This window comes from Constrictibacter sp. MBR-5 (assembly GCF_040549485.1).
GTDB lineage: Bacteria > Pseudomonadota > Alphaproteobacteria > JAJUGE01 > JAJUGE01 > Constrictibacter.
In genome coordinates, this window is the sequence record NZ_JBEPTK010000003.1 from 465076 (window position 1) to 482067 (window position 16992).

General features: G+C 67.6%; 12 protein-coding genes. 7 read left to right on the top strand and 5 right to left on the bottom strand.

The window, feature by feature from the left end; translation table 11 throughout:
* Nucleotides 1-21: 21 nt before the first annotated feature.
* Nucleotides 22-1179 (bottom strand): endonuclease/exonuclease/phosphatase family protein, encoded by a 1158-nt coding sequence (locus ABIE65_RS09200; RefSeq protein WP_354077236.1) that lies wholly within the window; start codon nucleotides 1177-1179, stop codon nucleotides 22-24.
* A gap of 383 nt (nucleotides 1180-1562) precedes the next feature.
* Between ABIE65_RS09200 and ABIE65_RS09205 the strand changes: the two genes are divergently transcribed.
* Complete coding sequence (locus ABIE65_RS09205; RefSeq protein ID WP_354077237.1) at nucleotides 1563-2612, top strand: hypothetical protein; 1050 nt, start codon at nucleotides 1563-1565, stop codon at nucleotides 2610-2612.
* Between the two features lie 25 nt (nucleotides 2613-2637).
* Nucleotides 2638-3546, top strand: a complete 909-nt coding sequence (locus ABIE65_RS09210) for a putative bifunctional lysylphosphatidylglycerol flippase/synthetase (RefSeq protein ID WP_354077238.1) — start codon at nucleotides 2638-2640, stop codon at nucleotides 3544-3546.
* On the opposite strand, the gene ABIE65_RS09215 is transcribed toward ABIE65_RS09210, so the two are convergent.
* Both ABIE65_RS09215 and ABIE65_RS09220 read right to left on the bottom strand, forming a co-directional pair.
* Nucleotides 3543-4985: a phospholipase D-like domain-containing protein gene (locus tag ABIE65_RS09215; protein ID WP_354077239.1), complete on the bottom strand. Its 1443-nt coding sequence runs from the start codon at nucleotides 4983-4985 to the stop codon at nucleotides 3543-3545. The two genes, ABIE65_RS09210 and ABIE65_RS09215, sit on opposite strands and share 4 nt — an antisense overlap.
* Nucleotides 4986-5114: 129 nt before the next feature.
* A complete protein-coding gene (locus ABIE65_RS09220; RefSeq protein WP_354077241.1) occupies nucleotides 5115-6251 on the bottom strand; it encodes an acyl-CoA dehydrogenase family protein in 1137 nt (378 codons plus the stop codon).
* A gap of 208 nt (nucleotides 6252-6459) precedes the next feature.
* Between ABIE65_RS09220 and ABIE65_RS09225 the strand changes: the two genes are divergently transcribed.
* The 4 genes from ABIE65_RS09225 to ABIE65_RS09240 all read left to right on the top strand — a co-directional run bounded on the left by ABIE65_RS09225 (nucleotide 6460) and on the right by ABIE65_RS09240 (nucleotide 11658).
* Nucleotides 6460-6963, top strand: a complete 504-nt coding sequence (locus ABIE65_RS09225; RefSeq protein WP_354077242.1) for a glycine/sarcosine/betaine reductase selenoprotein B family protein — start codon at nucleotides 6460-6462, stop codon at nucleotides 6961-6963.
* A gap of 18 nt (nucleotides 6964-6981) precedes the next feature.
* Entirely contained in the window at nucleotides 6982-7338 is a 357-nt protein-coding gene (locus ABIE65_RS09230; protein ID WP_354077243.1) for a hypothetical protein, read from the top strand.
* 172 nt (nucleotides 7339-7510) lie between these two features.
* A complete protein-coding gene (locus ABIE65_RS09235) occupies nucleotides 7511-8710 on the top strand; it encodes an MFS transporter (RefSeq protein ID WP_354077245.1) in 1200 nt (399 codons plus the stop codon).
* A 251-nt stretch (nucleotides 8711-8961) separates the two neighbouring features.
* Complete coding sequence (locus ABIE65_RS09240; RefSeq protein WP_354077247.1) at nucleotides 8962-11658, top strand: TrlF family AAA-like ATPase; 2697 nt, start codon at nucleotides 8962-8964, stop codon at nucleotides 11656-11658.
* A gap of 1879 nt (nucleotides 11659-13537) precedes the next feature.
* On the opposite strand, the gene ABIE65_RS09245 is transcribed toward ABIE65_RS09240, so the two are convergent.
* Nucleotides 13538-14419, bottom strand: a complete 882-nt coding sequence (locus tag ABIE65_RS09245; protein ID WP_354077249.1) for an alpha/beta fold hydrolase — start codon at nucleotides 14417-14419, stop codon at nucleotides 13538-13540.
* Nucleotides 14420-14635: 216 nt separating this feature from the next.
* Nucleotides 14636-15634 carry an LLM class flavin-dependent oxidoreductase gene (locus tag ABIE65_RS09250; RefSeq protein ID WP_354077251.1) on the bottom strand — a complete coding sequence of 333 codons (999 nt, stop codon included), beginning with the start codon at nucleotides 15632-15634 and terminating at the stop codon, nucleotides 14636-14638.
* A gap of 154 nt (nucleotides 15635-15788) precedes the next feature.
* On the opposite strand from ABIE65_RS09250, the gene ABIE65_RS09255 reads away from it, so the two are divergent.
* Nucleotides 15789-16967: an ABC transporter substrate-binding protein gene (locus tag ABIE65_RS09255; RefSeq protein ID WP_354077252.1), complete on the top strand. Its 1179-nt coding sequence runs from the start codon at nucleotides 15789-15791 to the stop codon at nucleotides 16965-16967.
* Nucleotides 16968-16992 lie beyond the last annotated feature (25 nt).

Genomic DNA, 16992 nt, shown 5'->3' on the forward strand with positions numbered 1-16992 from the left:
GCGTCCGGACCCTGAAGAGCCTCACCGCCGCTCCGGGCTCCTGTCCCGGATCGAGGCGCGGGCGGCTTCGATCGATACCTGCGCCTCTTCCAGGTCGCCGGGCCGCAGTGCCGGTGCCGCATGCGGCATGAGGCCGGGCGCCCCGTGGCAGAGCCGGGCAAAGACCGGGAAATGGTCCGATCCGAAGGCCGGCAGCGTCTCGAAATCGAGCAGCCCGAACGCCTCCTGGTACAGAATCTGGTCCAGGGGCCAGGAGATCAGCAGGTCGTCCGTCCGGAACGTGGGGTAGAAGCCACGGCCGATCCTCGGGTCCAGGAGGCCGCCGATCCGGGCCGAGCGGCGGGTCGCCGGCTCCCACGGCACCGCGTTGAAATCGCCGGCGACGATCGTCGGCATCTTGGTCGACCGTGCTTCCAGTCCCGCGCTCAGCAGGTGCGCATCGCGCAGTGCGGTCGGCTGCGACCACGCCAGCGGCGGACGCGGATGCAGGCCCAGGAACTGCACCGTCACCCCGTTCGGCAAGTCGATCCCGGTGAAGAGGGTGGGCGTGTCCGCATCGAAGAGGAAACGGAACGCCGGGGAAGCCAGCCGCAGCTTCGAGAAAAGATGCATCCCGAAGGCCCCGTGGCTTTCGGGAATGTGCTGCACCGCCTCCGGGAATGTGGATCTCAGCGGCGACAGGCGCCGGTCCCACCAGCCGTCCGTCTCCATCACCAGCAGAACGTCCGGGTCGACGTCTTCGACCAGCCTCAGGAATTCCGAAGCGTCTTCGTTCCGCTTCTGGACGTTGGCGACCATCACGCTCAGCGTGCGCTCGGCGGGACACTCCTCCACGCCCGCCGCCGCCTGCGCCGACAATCCCGTGTACGGATAGAGCTTATGGGCGTGGTAGCCGACCGCCGCCGCCGGCAGCACGACCGCCAGCAGCGCCGTCGTGCGGGCACGCTTTCCGGCGTGCCGGCCGAGCCCCAGGAGCGCCGCCAGCAGCAGGACGATGGCGGTCGCCAGCTGGAGTCGCGGGAAGTCCGCGTACCTCACCCACCAGGCATTGGTCTCGATCAGCGGCAGGAACGACACCGCGGTTGCGACCGCCAGCAGGCCCAGGATCACGAGCGGAAGGATCCGTCGGAGGATCAACCGCGACCAGCGGTGGCGTCCGCCGTCTTTCGAACCGACCATGACTCCCCTTCGTGCGCGAACCCGGTTGTGCGAACCTGGTTGTGCGAACCCGATTCTGCGGATCCCTCATGCGAACCTCATCGTGTTCGCCCTCGGCAACTCCAGCCGCACGCCTTTGTTCCTCGTGCTGCGCGTGTGCAGATGAAGCGGGCTGCGGCGTCCCACGCGCCGGCGCCGACCCTCCGCCGGCTGTTTTTGTCCGGCTCGCGTGAACTCTCTGCAGGCGGCAGGGTTGAACGCCGAACGGCGCCGCCTCGGGAGGTGATGCCGGCATCGGCTCGTGTCCGGTCCGCCACGTGTCCGGCCCGCCACGTGCCGGACCTGCCCCGCCGCCGCTCGATCGGGCGTCGCACCGCAAACCGCTACTTAGAGGACGGCAGGACATGAATGCAGCCCGCGTTACCAACGGCGGCACGATGTTGTCCGGCGATACGATGATCCGGCGCGTCTCATGGGGAGCGATCTTCGCCGGAACGGTCGTCGCGATGGCGCTGATGGTATTCTTCACCACGCTCGGCTTGGCGATCGGCGCGGCCGCCGTCGATCCGCTCTACGAGAGCGACCCTCTGTCCGGGATGGCGATCGGATCCGGAATCTACTTCATCATCACGCAGCTGATCGCGCTGGCGGTCGGCGGCTTTGTCGGCTCGCGGCTCGCAGGTATTCCGCGCACAGTCGCGTCCCTCCTCCACGGCGTCGCGGTCTGGGCGCTGGCGACGCTTCTCCTGGCATGGGCAGCGATCGCCGGCGGCGGTGCCCTTTTCGGGTCGGCCTCCACGATGATCGGCAATACGGCCCGTGGCGCCGCGAACGTGGCGCAGACGGTGGTGCCGGACGACCTCTCCTTTCCCGATTTCTCCGAAATCGCCTCTCAGATCTCCGCCGATGCGCTGCCGCCGGAGATCCGGCAGACGCTCGAGCAGAACAACATCACGCCGGCGCAATTGCGCCAGGAGGCGCGTGAGGCCTTCCGGAATGTCGTCAGCCAGCGGGAGCAGGAGCGTGCGATCCGCGTCCTGCGTGACGCGCTGACGGACGCGCTGCGGACGCCGGGCGACATCGGCACCGACGTCAACGAGGCGGTCGACAGCTTGGTGGCGGGTCCGGATGCCGTTTTCTCGCAAGAGGATCGCCAGGAGGTGCTGAGCACCCTCGAGCGCCGCCTCGGCGTCACGCCGGAGCAGGCCGGACAGATCCTTCAGGCGACCGAGGCGCGCATCGAGGCAGCCGTCGAAGACGTCAGGCAGACGCTGGACCAGATCCAGCAGAAGGCCCTCGAGATGGCGCAGACCGCCGCGTCGGTGCTGGCGACCACCGCGACGTGGCTGACGATCGCTTCCCTGCTCGGTTTGGCCGCTGCGATGGGCGGCGCCGCCGCCGGCAGGCCGTGGGGCATCCTGGGCGATCGACGGGACAGCTACGACCGTTACTGAGACGGCGCGGAGGAGGGGGCCGCGGATGGCTGCCCGTCTGCGGCGCCTCTCCATCCTGATCCCGCTGCTGATGCTGCCGCTCGGCCTGTGGCTGGGCTGGCGGACGTTCAGCGCGGCCGGCTGGGACGGCGTGGTGGGCTCGCTCGCCGCCATCGCCGGGCTCGACATCGGGCTCGCCTTCCTGTGTGCCGCCGCCAGCTATCTGTGCCTGACCGGCTTCGACGCGCTCGCCCTGCGCCATGTCGGCCGGCCGCTCGCCTATCGCCGGGTGGCGCTCACCTCCTTCGTCGCCCTGTCCATCGGCCACAATGTCGGCGTCGCCGCTCTCAGCAGCGGCACCCTGCGCTGGCGCTTCTATTCGGGCTGGGGCGTCGGCGCCGTGGAGGTCGGGCAGGTGATCCTCTTCTGCGGCGTTACGGTCGCCCTCGGCCTGGTGTCGCTCGGTGGCGGCGCACTCCTGCTGCGGCCGGACCTGGGCCGCATGATCGGCGTGCCGCCCGGTGCCGCCGCCGCGGTCGGCGGCCTCTGCCTCGCCGCCGCCGCCGCCTATGTGCTGCTCGCCTGGCGGCTGCGCCGGCCGCTGCACATCCGCGGCTACGATTTCCGCCTGCCCACCGTCGGCATCGCCGCGGCGCAGGTGGCGCTCGGCGCGGTCAACTTCGCCTTCGTCGCGGCCACCCTGTACCAGCTGCTCGGCCGGGGCGCGGCCTATGCGGACGTGGTCGGCGCCTACGTCCTCGGCAACCTCGCCGGGCTGGTCAGCCACGTGCCGGGCGGGCTCGGCGTGCTGGAATACGTCGTCGGCGCGCTCCTGTCCCAGGGCGACGTGGCCGGCGCCCTGATCCTGTTCCGGGTCGTCTACTTCCTGGTGCCGCTGCTGCTCGGCAGCACGCTGCTCGCCGCCGCCGAGCTCCACCGCTGGCGCAGCCGCTAGGTCCCCCGGCCCAGCCGCAGCCGCCGCCACGGCTGCAGATTGTCCCCCGTCCCGGACGGGTCGAGCAGGTGCAGCCGTCCCATCGCCCGGTCCATGAACGTCGGCCGCGGCACGTCGAAGGGACGCAGCCGCCGCCCGGTCGCCGGGTTCAGCTGATCGACGCAGGCGGTCAGGCTGCCGGTGCGCCACAGCGCGGCCTCCAACTCGCCCGCCCCGCGGCCCAGATGCTCGGTCAGCAGCCGGTCCAGCATGTGCCGCACGGCGGTCCGCCCATCCTCGTCGCGCACCTCCACGGCGATGTCGCATTCCGTGTCGAAGCCCATCGAGCGGTTGTTCAGGTTGGTCGAGCCCACCCGCAGCAGCCGGTCGTCGACCACCGTCACCTTGGAATGAACGATGATCGGCACGTCGCCGTCGGCCATCGCCGCGAAGGCGCGGAAGCGGCCGTGCCGGTCGGCCGCCTGCAGGCGGTGGATCAGGCTGTTGCGCGCATGGTCCATGGTCAGCCGGTCGGAGCGACCGCCGCTCTGCGCCGCGGTGACGACCACGACCTCCGGCCCGTCCGGCTCGGCCAGCCGCCGGGCCAGGGCGGCGCCGATCACCGGCGAGGTGAAATACTGGTTCTCCATGTAGATCCAGCGCCGCGCCGCCGCGATCGCCGCCAGGTGCAGCGCCTCCGCCTCGCGCACCGCCGGCCGCCCGTCGCGCGCCGGCTCCGTCCGCGCGATCCCCACCGCGACGTCGTGCATGTCGGGGACCAGATCCTCCGGCCACGGATCCTCCGCCCCGGCGGTCTCCAGCGCCAGCGTCTCGCCCGTCGCGCGCCGCCAGCGTTCGCGCACCACGTCGGCCAGGGCGACCGCCGCCGGCCCGTCGACCGCCATCATCACGTCGTGGCGCGGGCCGTAGATCGCGTTCTCCCGGCTGCGCCGGCGCGGGTCGCGCGGCAGGTGCCGTGGCGTGTCCCATCGGTTGCGCGAGAAGTCCGACCCGCCGCAGAAGGCGACCGCGTCGTCGACGACCAGGATCTTCTGGTGGTGCGAGGCGCCGAACGGGTGGCCGCCGTCCAGGCGGAAGTCCAGGTTGCCGCGCGGCAGGGCCGCCGCCGCCTGCCGCGGCCCTGAGCGGCGCTGGATGCGGAAGGCGAAGGCCATGTCCCAGATCAGGATGCGCACCCGCAGTTCCGGCCGCCGCGCCAGCAGCCGGCGCATCAGCTCATGGAATTGTTCCGCCTCGGCGCCGCCGGCGGGCCCCAGCCGCATCTCGGCGTCGAAGTCCCAGCCGACCAGCAGGATCGACCGCCGCGCCCGCTCCATCGCCGCCCGCATCGCCGCGAAATAGGCGGCCCCGTCCGGCAGCATCGCCGCCCGCCGCGCCCGTTCCACCCGCCAGCAGGTCGCCCCCGGCCGGAGCAGTCCCGTTTCGCGCGCCTCCGCCATCCGCCGTTCCGCTCCGTGCCCGCGCGCCCTCCCTGGCCGCGCTCCCGCGTGGAGGAACGCCGTGCGGGCCGGATCGGCACCGATATCTTCGTAGCGAGCGGCAGCCCGGCGGGTTCACGCCGGCCGGCCTCACGCGTCGCGCAGCATCTCGCGCGCGATCACCAGCTGCATGATCTGGCTCGTCCCCTCGAACAGGCGCAGCAGCCGCGCGTCGCGGAACAGGCGCTCGACGGGCGTGTCGTTCATGTAGCCGTAGCCGCCGTGCAGCTGCACCGCGCGGTCGGCGATCCGCCACACGGCCTCGGTCGCGAAATATTTGGCGCTGGCGGCGTCGCGGGTGACGGGCTCGCCGGCGTCGCGCCGCGCCGCCGTCGCCTCGACCAGGGCGCGCGCCGCCGCCAGTTCCGCCTCGCTGTCGGCCAGCATCGCCTGGATCAGCTGGAAGGACGCAATCGGCTCGCCGAACTGGCGGCGGGTGCGGGCGTAGGCCAGCATCTCCTCGACCAGCCGCCGGCCCAATCCCACCGCCACCGCCGCGATGTGCAGCCGCCCGTCGTCCAGCGCCTTCATCGCCGTGTTGAAGCCGCGGCCGATGCCGGCCTCGCCGCCCAGCACGGCGTCCGCCGGCACGCGGCAGCCGTCGAACGACACGTCCGCCACCTGCGCGCCGCGCTGTCCCATCTTCTTCCACGGCGGGGCCACCGTGATGCCCGGCGTGTCCGCCGGCACCAGGAACGCCGTCACCCTCTCATCCGTCCGCGCCATCACCACGAACAGCCCGGCGTGCGGCGCGTTCGAGACGAAGCGCTTCGACCCGTCGATCACCCAATGGTCGCCGTCGCGCCGCGCCCGGCTCTTCAGCGCCTTGGCGTCGGAGCCGCTGTCCGGCTCGGTCAGGCAGAAGGAGACGATGGTCTCGCCGCGCGCGATCCGCGGCAGCCAGTGCGTCTTCTGCGCCTCGGTGCCGTCCAGCAGGATCGCCTTGCCGCCGACGCCCACCGTCGTGCCGATCAGCGAGCGGAAGGTCGGCGAGGCGCGGCAGAACTCGAACAGGAAGCGCACCTCCTCGCTGCGGCTCAGGCCCAGCCCGCCGTGCGCCTCCGGGATGGTCAGCCCGAACAGCCCCATCTCGCGCATCGCCCGCTGCGCGGCCGGCGGAATGTCGCCGGTCCGGTCGGCCTCGGCCTCGGCCGGGATCAGCACCCCGTCCACCAGCCGCCGCGTCGCCTCCAGCAGCAGCGAAAACGTCTCCGCATCCAGCGCCATGCCGCCCCGACTCCCACCCGTTCGCCGGCGCCAGGATGAACCCGCCGCCCCCGAAACGCCATCGCCCCCCAATGCCGCACCTTCCCGGCTGGAGCGAAGCGGAACGCCGGGACCCAGAGCCCACGCACGGGCAGCAGCCGCATGTTGCAGCCGCCCCCGGTTCGCTCTTCAATGGATGGGTTCGCACAAGAAGAAGCGGAGGATCGCCATGCCAGCCCAGGCTCACGACCAGGCTTCGGGGCCGCCCGTCCCCTACATGGAGCGGACGCGGCTCTACTATCGCGCCCTCGGCTATGCCAACGACTATGTCTGGGCGCACCACGACGACGTGCCGTTCGCGCGCCCCGAAAAGCCGGTGGCGGATATGACCGTGGCGCTGATCTGCACCGCCGGGCCGGGCGATCGCTCGCACCGCGACGCGCGCAACCGCAAGCAGGTGTGGAGCGGATCGGTCGACCATCCGCCGGCGACCTTCGACACCGACGTCGCCTGGGACAAGGAGTCGACCCACACCGACGACCGCGAGACCTTCCTGCCGATCGACGCCGCGCGGCGGCTGGTGGCCGAGGGCACGCTCGGCGCGCTGGCGGCGCACTTCCACGCGGCCCCCACCGACTACAGCCAGCAGAAGACGATCGGCCAGGACGCGCCCGAGATCCTGCGGCGCCTGCGCGAAGACGGCGCCGACGCCGCGATCCTCACCGCGCTCTGACCCGTCTGCCACCAGACCGTGAGTCTGGCCGCACGGCATCTCGAGGCGAACGGCATCCCGACGGTGGTCCTGGGCTCGGCGCGCGACATCGTCGAGCATTGCGGCGTGCCGCGCTTCCTCTTCACGGACTTTCCGCTCGGCAACCCCTGCGGCCATCCGTGGGACGCGGACATGCAGACGGAGATCCTGCGCCGCGCCCTGCACCTGCTCGACACCGCGACCGGCCCGCGCACTACCGTCCGTGCGCCGTTCGACTGGAAGTCCGACGACCCCGACTGGCGCGACCGCTACAACCGCGTTCGCCCGGAAGACCGCGAGCGACTGCGTGCCATCGGCGACGCCCGCCGCAAGGCGCGAGGCCAGGCGCCCGCGTAGGGGCGGGGCTTGCCCCGCCCTAGGCCGCCGCAAGACTTCGGCGCATGGCAGCCCCGCGGCACCGCGGGCGCTCGGCCGCTTCCCTTTTGCCGCGCCGGGACCGTACGATCGCGTCCGACCTTCCGACGCGCAGGCGTCACCCCCGCAACGCCTCATCGCCGGATCGGACCCCATGACCATCAGCGCCCCGGCCTTGTCCACCCGGCAGGCCGCCCTGCCCGTGCTGGTCGCACTCAGCGTCACGCACCTGCTGAACGACATGATCCAGTCGCTGATCCCGGCGATCTATCCGATCATCAAGGACGCCTACGGGCTCGACTTCGTGCAGATCGGGCTGATCACGCTGACCTTCCAGATCTCGGCGTCGCTGCTCCAGCCGGTGGTCGGCATGTACACCGACAAGCACCCGATGCCCTATTCCATGGTCGTCGGCATGGGCTTCACGCTGGCCGGCCTGCTGGGGCTGGCGCATGCCGGCAGCTACGGCTTCCTGCTGGTCTCGGCGGCGTGCGTCGGCATCGGCTCGTCGATCTTCCATCCGGAGGCGACGCGCATGGCGCGCAACGCCTCGGGCGGCCGCCACGGCTTCGCCCAGGGCATCTTCCAGGTCGGCGGCCAGGCCGGCGGCGCGCTCGGGCCGCTGCTCGCCGCCTTCATCATCGTGCCGCGCGGCCAGGAGAGCCTGGGCTGGTTCTCCGGTGCCGCCCTGGTCGCGATGGTGCTGATGGTGTGGACGGCGGGCCGCTATGCGCCCTTCGCACCGCGCCGGCTGGCGAAGGGACAGGTGGGCCACGCCGCCGAGGCGCCCGCGCCGATCACGGCCGGCGCCGTCGGCGCCATCGTCGTGCTGATCATCCTGCTGTTCTCGAAGAGCGCCTACTCGTCCAGCTTCACCTCGTTCTACACCTTCTACCTGATGGGCAAGTTCGACGTGTCCGTCCAGTTCTCGCAGGTGATGCTGTTCCTGTTCCTGGTCTCCTCGGCGGCCGGCGCCCTGGGCGGCGGCATGCTGGGCGACCGGATCGGCCGCAACCGAATCATCTGGTTCTCGATCCTGGGGGCGCTGCCGTTCACGCTGGCACTGCCCTATGCCGACCTGTTCTGGACCGGCGTGCTGACGGTGATCATCAACCTGATCATGTCCAGCGCCTTCGCCGCAATCCTGATCTACGCCATCGAGCTGCTGCCCGGCCGCATCGGCCTGGTCGGCGGCTTCTTCTACGGCCTGTCCTTCGGCCTGGGCGGCATCGCCGCGGCGATCCTGGGCCAGGCGGCCGACCAGTACGGCATCGAGACGGTCTACCGTATCTGCTCCTTCCTGCCCGCCATCGGCCTGCTCGCGTATTTCCTGCCGCGGCTGCGGAGCGCGTGAAGGGGCAGTGGTAAAAATTGCGCCGGGCGGGGGTCTGCAAGTCATCTGCGCCGGTTGCGGCTGGACCACGCTCCTCTGTCGGCTAAACTCATAAACTCAATGGACGGCTAACGCATATCGGTGTTCACCGCATTGCCTGGGTATGGCGCGAAGTTTTCAGTTGCCCGCGAATAAAATGCCGGTAATTGCCCAGATATAAATGTTTTATTCTATGTCAAATTCAGGATCAGGTGACAAAACTGGAGACTTCAATGGAGCAATCGGCAGGGATCGGGAAGTTGCCCCCTGTTGTGAGCGCTGCCTTGCAGCGTCCATCCGGCGCACGCTTCTACAAATGCGCATTGCAGGTCAATCCATACGAGTATGTGGAGCGCCATCCGAAGGGGGAGAGCTTCGCGGATGAGGACAGCTATAACGCTGCCGTGCTCAATGCGCTGCAGGACCAGGGCGTCGAAGTCATTGCCATCACCGATCATTACCGCGTGAAGTCCGGGCTTAGTCTTGCGGTCGCTGCGGAGCAGCGCGGCCTGCATGTCTTCCGCGGCTTCGAAGCCTGTTCGAAGGACGGCGTGCATATCCTGTGTCTCTTCGATCCCGGTACTGATGTCGACAAGATCGATCGGTTCATTGGCGAATGCGGCGTTCATGATGATTCGGAAGATTCTCCCGCAGGAACCAAGGACTGCGACGAACTGATGACGGCCTGCACCCGGCGATGGGGCGGTATTCCGGTGGCCGCTCATGTATGTTCCGCCGGCGGTTTGCTGGCAACGCTACGCGGGCAGCCAGCCATCAAGGCTTGGCGGCACGAGCATTTGCACGCCTGCTGTCTTCCGGGGCCGGTCGACCGCGCACCGGAGAACCATCGGCCGATCATCCAGAACCGTAATGCGGACTATATGCGCGAGCGTCCGATCGCAGTTGTCAACGCACAGGACGTGAGCTCGCCTGCGCAGGCTGCCGCGCCGGGCGCGTGCTGCTGGATCAAGATGGCATCGGTATCGGTGGAGGGTCTGAAACAAGCCTTCCTTGACCCGGTATCTCGCATCCGTCTCGTCTCCGATGACGAGCCGGAGGATCACAGTGAATTGCTGGCGATTGCGTGGGAGGGCGGCTTTCTCGACGGAATCGGTATTCACTTCAATGAAAACCTAAATGTGATGATCGGCGGCCGTGGAACCGGCAAGTCCACCATCATCGAAAGTGTGCGTTTTGTGCTGGATATCGCGCCTCTCGGCGATGAAGCCGGCAAGTTGCACAAGTCGTTCGTGTCGCAGGTGCTCGGCGCCGGAACGAAAGTTTCACTTCTTCTGCGCTCGCATACCCCGTCGCCACGAGAATATCTCATCGAGCGCACTGTGGGGAACCGCCCCACCGTGAAGGATTCGTCCGGCGAGCTGACAGAGCTTTCGACCCGCGACGTATCTGTCGGAATCGAGATATTCGGACAGCATGAGATATCGGAGCTAGCTCGCAGCCCTGAACGCCTGACGGGACTTCTTGATCGCTTTGTCGATACCGCCCCCGGTGATGCGGCAAAGCGCAGCGAACTCAGCAATCGTCTCGGTGATACGAGGACGGAAATTGCCGGTATCGAGACGCAACTGAAGCGGATCGACGAGGAGCTTGCCGCGCTTCCCGGACTGCGCGAAACTCTGCAGCGCTACAAGGATCTCGGTCTTGAGGAGAAGCTGAAAGACAAGAAGCAGCTCGTCACGGAAGAAGGTGTCCTGAAAAGCGTCGATTCCATCATCGACGATGCCCAGGAAATGCGGGACGCCTTCGGCGACGAGTACGTTCCCGACGTCTCCCGCTTAGACGAAGACGGCCTGAAAGAACTCGGCGGCGCCGACATCCTTCGCAAGGCCAGGCCGCACATCGAGACGTTCAAGACCGAAACCGCTGCTGCGCTAGCAAGCCTTGACGATGCGATCACAAAGGCGCGGGCGGGTCTGCAGGACGTTCGCACGGAATGGGCTGGCCGCAGCGCACAGGTGGAGGAAGCGCACCAGAAGACGCTGAGAGAACTCGCGAAGGACGGCATAGACGGGAGCGAGTACACCGCCGTGCTGCAACGGATCGAGCAGCTTGAGCCGAAAAAGAGCCGGCAGGCCAAGCTGGGGGATGATCTGAAGGAGGCGAACAAGAAGCGCCGCAAGGCGCTCGAGGAATGGGAGGATACGAAATCCGCACAATTCCGCGCGCTTGAACGCGCCGCGAAGAAGGTTAGCCGCAAACTGGGCGATCGGGTTCGGGTGAGCGTTACCGCGACAGGCGATCGGGCCGCGCTTGAAGAACATCTGCGCAGGCTCGGCGGCCGCGTCTCCGATATGGTGAATGCGCTGAACAAAAAGCAGCCGCTTTCGGTGCGTGCGCTTGCGCAGGCCTGCCGCGAAGGCAAGGGGGCGATAGTTGACGCGTTTCCCATGCCACCCGCACAGGCGGAGAAGCTTGCCGGTGCAGAATCGTCCTTCATCATGGAGTTGGAAGAGATCGACCTGCCGGCGACCACAACCGTGCAGCTAAATGTTGCGCGGGAAGGAGCTCCGGCCGTGTGGCGTAAACTGGACGAGCTATCCACCGGACAAAAGGCCACGGCCGTTCTCCTGCTTCTCCTGCTGGAATCGCCGGGGCCGCTTCTGATCGACCAGCCTGAGGACGATCTGGACAATCGGTTCATTACCGATGGGATCGTGCCGCAGATCAAGCAGGAGAAACGGCGTCGTCAGTTTGTTTTCGCGACACATAACGCGAACATTCCTGTCCTTGGCGACGCCGAACTCATTGCGGCGCTGGAACCTGCCGGATCTTCGGACGGATCAGAAGTGCACCTGCCGGACCGGAATCTCGGTTCGATTGACTCGGAGTATGTTCGGGAACTCGTTGGGGAAACCCTCGAAGGCGGCAAAGCCGCGTTCGAAATGCGTCGCCTGAAATACGGGTACTGAGAGGAGTTTGAGAAAGGTTCCCACTGCGGCAGTTCTGTGATTCTTGGCGTGTCGGACCCGACGTGGAGAACCGACGCCGATGCCGAGACGGAAGCGCCGCAGCGGCGAGCGTATGACACCGACCTGACGGACGGTCAGTGGACGCTGATCGCACCGCTGTTCACCGAAGCGAACCCCGGCGCTCGGCCGCGCAAGGCGGCTTCGCGCGAGTCGGGGAATGCGATGCTCAATTTCCTACGCATCGACATGGGGCTAGGATCTGCTCCCGCACGACCTACCCGCCCTGGCAGGTCGTCCACTCCTATTTCCGGCGGTGGGACCGGGGGGCGTATGCTCAGGCGATGGCAATGAGGCTTCTCAATCGCTCTATCAACCAGCGAACTGGGCTTTCGGATTCGAATGCATAGAATGCTTGAGTGTTCCCATTTTGATCTTAGTCTTCCTGATCAACGGCGGTTACTTCAACTAACATAGCTAGCTCTTCTGCCGTGCTCCCGATTCATGATCAGTCCACCCGGCCGCAATGTCAGTAAGCACGTCACTGATGCTTCCTGCTGAGGTGGCAAGCCTGCCGTCGACAACATGAAGAAGGTCATGCTCCTCCTCATAGCGATAGCTGGCCTCAAATTCTTCGACTGCATCTCCTGCTAAGTGGACGCCCTGATCGGTCAGCCGCTCGTAAGCGGCCACCACAAAATTAAATAGTGCAGGGTTTATATTTACAAGCGGGCCGTACCAATGGAAAACGTCCTCACAAGCTTTCCGTGCCTCGTTCTGATAGGCGTAGTCTCGTCAATTGCCGCAATGACAGAATCTCGGGGAACAAGGCACAATATCATCAAGTCCGTCAAAATAGGATAATCGCCGACCGGGATTATTCGGATGATGTGCCGTAATTCTTGTCTGTGGTGAAAATAATTGCGAAGACACTTCAGGGCTGTAAATTCCGGGATAGAAAAAAAATCTACGCCTAGGCTAATTCTCAGTCGATCGTTCAAACTGTGCCCCGCCTCAAGCAAGGCAAACAGCGTGTCCCGACTGGGCGAGCGGCAATGCCCCTGATAAAGCCGGAAAAAGCGCTCAGACGCTGCGCTGACATTCAAAAGATCCGCATCTGTAGCCATTCTGCTCCTCTATTGATCCTTCGACAAATTGCTTGATCACCTGTTTCCTCAACGAACGGCGTCGTGATCGGTCAGCGCGGGTCGCGACGGCAATGCCAGCCGGCCGACGGTCCGAATCGTTTCCGCCACCCCTTAAATCGGGCAGAGGTCAACTGAAAGCGCGCCGCCGGTCAAGCCGGCTGAATCTGCCGGCGACGCGACGGTTCGCACTGGCGACCTAGGATAATGATCCGATATAGTGGCTCTTCCCCCCGCGCGGGGCACTGCTGTTGGACATGGTCGAGACAGGCGCTACCGGCCGGCGATGCCGGCCATGGGGCGGCGTGTCCGGGCGGCGGGAAGGACGACCGCCGCGCGCGCGTTCCGCCGCTCCGTCGTGAAACGTCGCCGAACGGTGTTCCACAACGTTTCACAGGCTGCCGCGCCACCCCCACGAAAAGGAATGAAACACCACCCTCCGCGCCGCAGGCGCTCCGCCGCCCGCCGTGCAACATTTCCCGAATAGTGTCCCACAACGTTTCACAGGCTGCGGCGGCACCCCACGAAAGGGAATGAAACACCATCCGTCGCGCAGCAGGCGCGCCGCGCCCGCCGTGCAACGTTTCCCGAATAGTGTTCCACAACGTTTCACAAGGGGCCGCGGCACCCCCATAAAACCCCACAAAAACCTATCCCGGCCTCGCGGCCGGGCCGCCGTCGCGGTGGACCCTCCGCCCGCGACGCCGCACCAACTGACCGCCCGCGGCCGCGCCGCGTCACTTTACCCCTGTGATGCTTTCGATGGTCGCGCGGGGGTCGCGCATGGGCCAGCGGCCGGCTTCGACCTGGGCGACGAAGTCGGCGATGGCGCGGTTGAACAGGTCCGGCTCCTCCAGGTTCAGGGTGTGGCCGGTGTTGGGCATGACGAAGAGGGCGGCCGAGGGGATGGCGCGTTTCATGAAGATGTTGGGGATGAGGCAGGGCCAGTCCTCGTCGCCGGTGACGATGAGGGTGGGGACGGTGATCTTCTTCATGCCCTCTTCCAGGTCGAAGATCGACGGCCGTTCCTTCTGCACGCCCTGCTGGGTGTTGGCCGAACCTTCGGCGGAGTGCTCGGCGAGCTGGTCGGCGAATTCCCGCCAGCCGCGCGGGTCCTTGTTCTGGAGCTGCACGCGGGTCGGGCCGAGGGCATAGGTCTCGGCGAACTTGGGCATGCCGTCGCGGCGCAGGCGGTCGGCGATGATGTCGGCCTCGCCGCGGAATTTGGCGCTCTGCTCCTTCTCCGCCCCGTAGCCGCAGCCGGCGATGAGCAGGGAGAGGGCGCGCTCGGGGTAGGTGAGGCCGAAATGCAGGGTGGCGAAGCCGCCCATCGAGAGGCCCACGATATGGGCCTTGTCGATGCCGAGCCCGTCGAGGACGCAGCGGATGTCGGTGCAGGCGCGGGCCTGGGAGTAGGAGGACGCATCGGGCGGCACGTCGGACGGCGGGAAGCCGCGGGCGCCGTAGGTGATGCAGCGGTGGCGGCGCGACAGGGCGCGCACCTGCGGCTCCCAGCTGCGGTGGTCGCCGGCGAACTCGTGGACGAAGACGATCGGCGAGCCGGAGCCGGTCTCCTCGTAATAGAGCTTCACGCCGTCGTCGGTGGTGATGGTGGGCAAGGGCTCGCTCCTGTGCGGTGGGGATGGGGGGCGGACGGATGGTCCGCCCGGGCGGGAGGTGTCGTCAATCGGTGGCGGTGGCCGTTCGCTCCGTCATTGCGCGCCCCTCACCTCCGTCATTGCGAGGCGCGCAGCGCCGAAGCAACCCAGGGCGAGCGCTCAGGCCGTGGCCCTGGGTTGCTTCGCCTTCGGCTCGCAATGACGGAAGGAAAGGGATCACAGCGTCGCGGCGATGCGTCCCAGGCGCTCGATGCTCTTCAGGACCAGGTCCTGGTCCAGGCCGGGCCACTGCATGCGCATGATGAAGTGCTCGACGCCCAGCCGGTCGCGATAGCGCTGGAGTTCGTCGCGCACGGCGGCCTCGTCGCCGATGATGAAGCGGTCGGTGCGGAAGTCGCCGAACGGCTGGTCGAAGCGGTCCTCGTGGGCCAGGATCTTGTCCTGTCCCCAGGAGGCGTAGGCCGCGTACTTGTATTTCAGCGGCCCCTCGGCGGCGGCGAGTGCGGCGGCCATGTCGGGGCCGACATAGCATTCGCGGCAGAGCGGATAGTCGGTGGCGGGGGGCAGGCCGGCCGCGGCGCGGGCGGTGCGGTAGAGCTTCAGCTGGCCCTCCAGCGCCGTAATGGTCGGGTAGAAGGTGATCAGCCACTCGTCGCCCAGGACGGCGGCGCGCTCGATGGCCTTCTCGACCACGGCGGCGACCCAGACGGGCGGGCCCTTCGGCTGCTTCGGCTTGAGCGAGAGGCCGACGTCGTCGAGGTGGAAGTGCTTGCCGTGATGGGTGATGCGGTCCTCGGTCCACAGGCGGCGGACGAGGTCGAGGCCCTCGCGCATGCGGCCGACGCGCTCGTCCAGGCTGCGGCCGAGGGCGCCGAACTCCTCGCCGCGATAGCCCAGGCCGACGCCGAGCACGTAGTTGCCGTCGCTCAGCCAGTCCATGGTGGCGCTCTCCTCGGCCACCATGACCGGCTCCAGCGCCGGGAAGACGAGGATGTTGGGGCCGATCTGCATGCCCGCCGCCTCGGGCGCCAGCCGCGCCAGCAGCGGCACGGTCTGGAACATCTGGACCGGGGCGGTGATGAAATGCTGGGCCGCCCAGACCGAGGCGAAGCCGTTCGCCCGGGCGACGCGGACCTGCTCGACCAGGTTGTCGACCTGGGGGCCGAGCGGCGTGCCGGGCGTGAACTGCGTGGCGAGGTAGATGCCGACCTTCAAGGCGTGCCTCCGTTGCGGGCGTCTGGTGCGGGCTTCTCCGGCAGCGTCTTGCAAGAGGCGTTCCCGGGGCTCGCGGTGCGGGGGGCGCGGGGCGTTGGCCCGGTCCTTGCTGATCCGACGGCGGGAGTTCCGACCGACGGGGAGGCGAGGGCGCATGCGCAGGACACTGGTGACGCTGGCGGGGGCTGCCGGACTTGCGGGACTGGCCGCGATGGCGGGGGCGCTGCCCGCCGCCGCGCAGGACGTGCCCGGCGTGACGAAGGACCGGATCGAGATCGGCGCCTTCGGCCCGTTTGCCGGCCCGGTCTACATGTACGGCAAGCTGGTGATGAACGGCGTCGACGCCGTCTTCGACAAGGTCAACGCCGAGGGCGGCGTCCACGGCCGCAAGCTCGTCCTCATCCGCGAGGACGACAACTGCAAGCCCGAGGGCGCCATCGCGGCGGTCAAGAAGCTGGCCTACGAGACGAAGGTGTTCGCGATCATCGGCGGCGCCTGCTCCAACGCGACGCTGGCGGCGACGCCGGAGCTGGAGAAGACGGGGATCCCGACCGTGATCAACTCGGCCGTCGCCGACGCGATCACCGATCCGGTGAAGCCGAACATCTACACGACCCAGCTGACCTCCTCGATCGAGAGCCGGGCGCAGCTGGACCGGGCGCTGAAGAGCGGGGCGAAGAAGATCGCGGTCATCCGCATGACCGACGCCTGGGCCGAGGCGCGCTACAAGCCGCTGATGGCCTATGCCGAGCAGAAGGGCGTCAAGTTCGTCGAGAACGTCGAGCTGCAGATCGACGCGAACGACGCCACGCCGCAGGCGCTGAAGCTGCGCATGTCGGGCGCCGACGCGATCGTCATGCTGCTCTATCCGAAGCCGGGTGCGGTCATCATCCGCGACTCGCTGAAGCTCGGTTACAGCCCGATGTGGATCGGCCAGACGGGCATCAACGACCTCGACGCCTTCCGCAAGCAGGTCGGCGTCGACAGCGCGCTCGACAGGTTCGTGACGATCACGCCGACCAAGTACCAGCCGGGCAGCCCGGAGATGAAGCCCTGGGCCGACCGGATCAAGGCGCTCTTCCCGAACGACGAGCTGTCGACCTTCAACCTGAACGGCATCGGCAGCGCCCAGGTGATGGTCGAGGCGCTGAAGCGCGCCGGACCTGACCTCACCCGCGCCAAATTCCTCGAGGCGATGGGCACGATCAAGGGCATGGAGACCGCGGTCTACGCCGGCGAGATCAGCTGCGGCGGCGAGCCCAACCCCAGCCAGTGCAACCAGGACCCGGGCTGGCTGAAGCTGGTCGACGGCAAGCCGACGATCATCGACTGACCGCGGGCCTCCGCCGGTCGGCACG